This window comes from Aminobacter sp. P4_H6_2 (assembly GCF_056400805.1).
Map to the genome: position 1 here is coordinate 1 of NZ_JBFUKO010000616.1, position 3,116 is coordinate 3,116.

At 60.1% G+C, this 3,116-nt stretch carries 4 protein-coding genes; 1 reads left to right on the forward strand and 3 read right to left on the reverse strand.

From position 1 onward, the window contains the following. Nucleotides 1–480, reverse strand: a 480-nt coding sequence (gene cydB, locus AC1DUU_RS27485) for a cytochrome d ubiquinol oxidase subunit II (RefSeq protein ID WP_476786516.1), incomplete at its 3' end; no start/stop codon positions are given. A 4-nt stretch (nt 481–484) separates the two neighbouring features. Continuing rightward, nucleotides 485–1,915 (reverse strand): cytochrome ubiquinol oxidase subunit I, encoded by a 1,431-nt coding sequence (locus AC1DUU_RS27490; protein WP_476786517.1) that lies wholly within the window; start codon nt 1,913–1,915, stop codon nt 485–487. Nucleotides 1,916–2,260: 345 nt separating this feature from the next. Here AC1DUU_RS27490 and AC1DUU_RS27495 point away from each other — a divergent pair, with 345 nt between their 5' ends. Further along, nucleotides 2,261–2,707: a DUF983 domain-containing protein gene (locus AC1DUU_RS27495; protein WP_476786518.1), complete on the forward strand. Its 447-nt coding sequence runs from the start codon at nt 2,261–2,263 to the stop codon at nt 2,705–2,707. Here the strand turns inward: AC1DUU_RS27495 and AC1DUU_RS27500 are convergent. Further along, nucleotides 2,708–3,116, reverse strand: a 409-nt coding sequence (locus AC1DUU_RS27500) for a TetR-type transcription factor C-terminal domain-containing protein (RefSeq protein ID WP_476786519.1), incomplete at its 5' end; no start/stop codon positions are given.

A 3,116-nucleotide genomic window follows, 5' to 3' on the forward strand; every position in this document is an offset into this window, starting at 1 on the left:
GCTGAAAGGTGTGATCCAGTCCAGCGCGCCGCCCGTATAGGAACCGTTTTCCATCGGAAACCCGTTGAGGAACGCGCCGAGCGACACGCCCTGGAAGAAGGTCGCGACATAAGAGCCGCCGGTAAAGGCCTTGTCCCAGAACGGCTTGTGGTGCTCGTCGGCCTTGAAGCGGAACTCGAAGGCGACGCCGCGCCAGATCAGGCCGAGCAGCATCAGCACCAGCGGCAGATAAAGCGCGCTGAGGATGGTGGCATAGGCAAGCGGGAAGACCGCCATCATCGCCGCACCGCCGAGCACCAGCCAGGTCTCATTGCCGTCCCACACCGGGGCGACGGTGTTGACCATGGTGTCGCGGTCCTCGCGGTCGCGGACGAAGGGGAACAGGATGCCGATGCCGAGATCGAAACCGTCCATGATGACATACATCATCAGGCCAAAGGCAATGATGACAGCCCAGATTACGGGAAGATCGATTCCCATGGTTTCAGCCTTTCCTGTGCTGGTAGGTCGGCGCGGACATGTGCTCCGACGCGGCGGACAGCGGACGCGAGGGGCGTCCTGAGCCAAGCGGCTCGCCTTCGACGGGCTCGCCTTCGTCGTCTTCCGGACCTTTGGCGACCAGCTTCAGCATGTAGCTGGTGCCGATGCCGAAGACGAAAAAGTAGACCACGATGAAGACGATGAGCGTGGTGCTCATTGCCAGCGCAGAATGGTTCGACACGGCGTCCTTGGTGCGCATCACGCCATAGACGATCCAAGGTTGGCGGCCGATCTCGGTGGTGAACCAGCCAGCAAGAATGGCGATCAAGCCGGTTGGCCCCATCACTGCGGCGAAGCGAAGGAACAGGTTCGTCTCAAACATCCTGCCGCGCCACCTGAGCCACAGCCCCCAGACGCTGAGCAGCAGCATCAGCATGCCGAGGCCCACCATGATGCGGAAGCTCCAGAACACGATCGTCGCGTTCGGCCGATCTTCCTTGGCGAACTCCTTGAGACCGGGGAACTGGCCGTACAAATCGTGGGTGAGGATAAGGCTGCCAAGATACGGGACCTTCAGCGCAAAACGCGTCGTCTCGGCTTCCATGTCCGGCCAGCCAAAAAGTGTCAGCGGTATGGATTCGCCGGGTTTGTTTTCCCAATGGCCTTCAAGGGCAGCAATCTTGGCGGGCTGGTGCTTCAGCGTGTTGAGGCCGTGCAGATCGCCGATGAAAATCTGGATGGGCGCCGAGACGAGCAGCATCCACATCGCCATCGACAGCATGGTGCGGACGCGACGGTTGTCGTTGCCGCGCAGCAGGTGCCAGGCGCCCGAAGCACCGACGAACAGCGCCGTGGCGAGGAATGCCGCCACCGTCATATGCGCCAGGCGGTAGGGGAAGGAGGGGTTGAAGATCACCTCGAACCAGTTCACCGGCACGACGATGCCGTTGATGATCTCGAAGCCCTGCGGGGTCTGCATCCAGCTGTTGGAGGCAAGAATCCATGTCGCCGAGATCAGCGTGCCAAGCGCCACCATCAGTGTCGCGAAAAAATGCAGTCCTGGCCCGACCTTGTTCCAGCCGAACAGCATCACGCCAAGAAAGCCGGCCTCGAGGAAGAAGGCGGTGAGCACTTCATAGGCGAGCAAGGGGCCGGTGACAGAGCCGGCAAAGGCCGAGAAATAACTCCAGTTGGTGCCGAACTGGTAAGCCATGACCAGGCCCGAGACGACGCCCATGGCGAAGTTGACGGCGAAGATCTTCGACCAGAAATGGTAGAGGTCGCGATAGACCGTGTCGCGCTTCCACAACCACAGACCTTCCAGCACAGCGAGGTAACTTGCGAGGCCGATGGTGATTGCGGGGAAGATAATGTGGAAGGAGATGGTAAAGCCGAACTGTATGCGGGCCAGTTCGAGTGCTGTCAGGCCGAACATTGAAGACCTCTCTTGCATGCACAATCGGCTTGCGCGCGATTGGTGGTCTAGGCTGATACTCGTCAGGTATTGCTCACGCCCTGCAATAGACCCCCATCTTGATCTGCGCAGCGCGCAAAGTCGACGCACCCCCACTGACATTTTGCCCCATGCGGCGGACCGGCACAGGACGAGAGAGCTATTTCCATACAATTGGTCCATTCAATCATAATTGATAGGAGTGTATGCGGATTATATGCAAATCCGTCTTGCCGACAAGGGAGAAGCGCCCTATGTGTGAACGCGATAGAGCGCCTTGCCCTGTGGCGCTGCCCGCGTGTTCGCGACCCGCCAAAGGAGGCGCGTATGTTACAGTCCAGATATAAGGCGGAAGGGTTCACCCCGACCGACAACCCGATGAAAACCGGCATTCAGGGGCTTTGCCCTCGCTGCCAAATGGGTCATCTGTTCACAGGGTTTCTGAAGCTCGCGCCGAGCTGCGAAGTCTGTGGTCTCGACTATTCTTTCGCCGATCCCGCCGACGGTCCGGCCTTTTTCGCCATGACAATCGCGGCTGTGCCCGCACTGGCTTTCGGGGTCTGGCTCCAGATGGAGTTTGGCCTGCCGCTTTGGGGACATCTGTTCATCACCTTGCCGCTCACCGTGCTGAGCTGCATGGCTTTACTTCGGCCGCTCAAGGGCTGGCTGGTGTGCTCGCAATACTTCCACAAGGCGGAGGAAGGCTCGATCGACTTCGATTGGCACGCTAAGGCCAAGGGCAAGCAGCAGAACGGCGAGACGCCGGCTGCCTGATCAGGCGCGTGGCTGTATGGCCGCCTCGACGAAAGCCGAGACGGCCTCGACATAGTGCTCTATGGTCGTGCCGCGCTTGCGATATTTGGCCCGCTTCACATACCAATCCTGCAATAATGGCTTGATCAGCGACGCCGTCAGGTCGATGTCGGCGACGGCGAATTGGCCGCTGGCCGCTCCTTGCCGCAGCACTGCGGCAAATATCTCTTCGGTCGCGGCCTCGCTGTCGACCGCCATCCGGCGTTCGGCGGCCGGAAATGATTTTGCTTCCATATAGGCAAAGACGAACCAAGGCTGCATCGCCTCGGTCAGGCGGATATGCGTCTCGATCAGCCATTTGAGATGGCCAAGCGGATCGGCGGCGATACCCTCCGACACAGCCCCCAGAACCTCGTTCACCGTTGTCGAC

What these genes read in the sequence shown, in the direction of transcription:
- AC1DUU_RS27495 (WP_476786518.1), top strand. Translation starts at nt 2,261, where the DNA reads ATGTTACAGTCCAGATATAAGGCGGAAGGGTTCACCCCGACCGACAAC.
- AC1DUU_RS27490 (WP_476786517.1), bottom strand. Translation starts at nt 1,915, where the DNA reads ATGTTCGGCCTGACAGCACTCGAACTGGCCCGCATACAGTTCGGCTTT.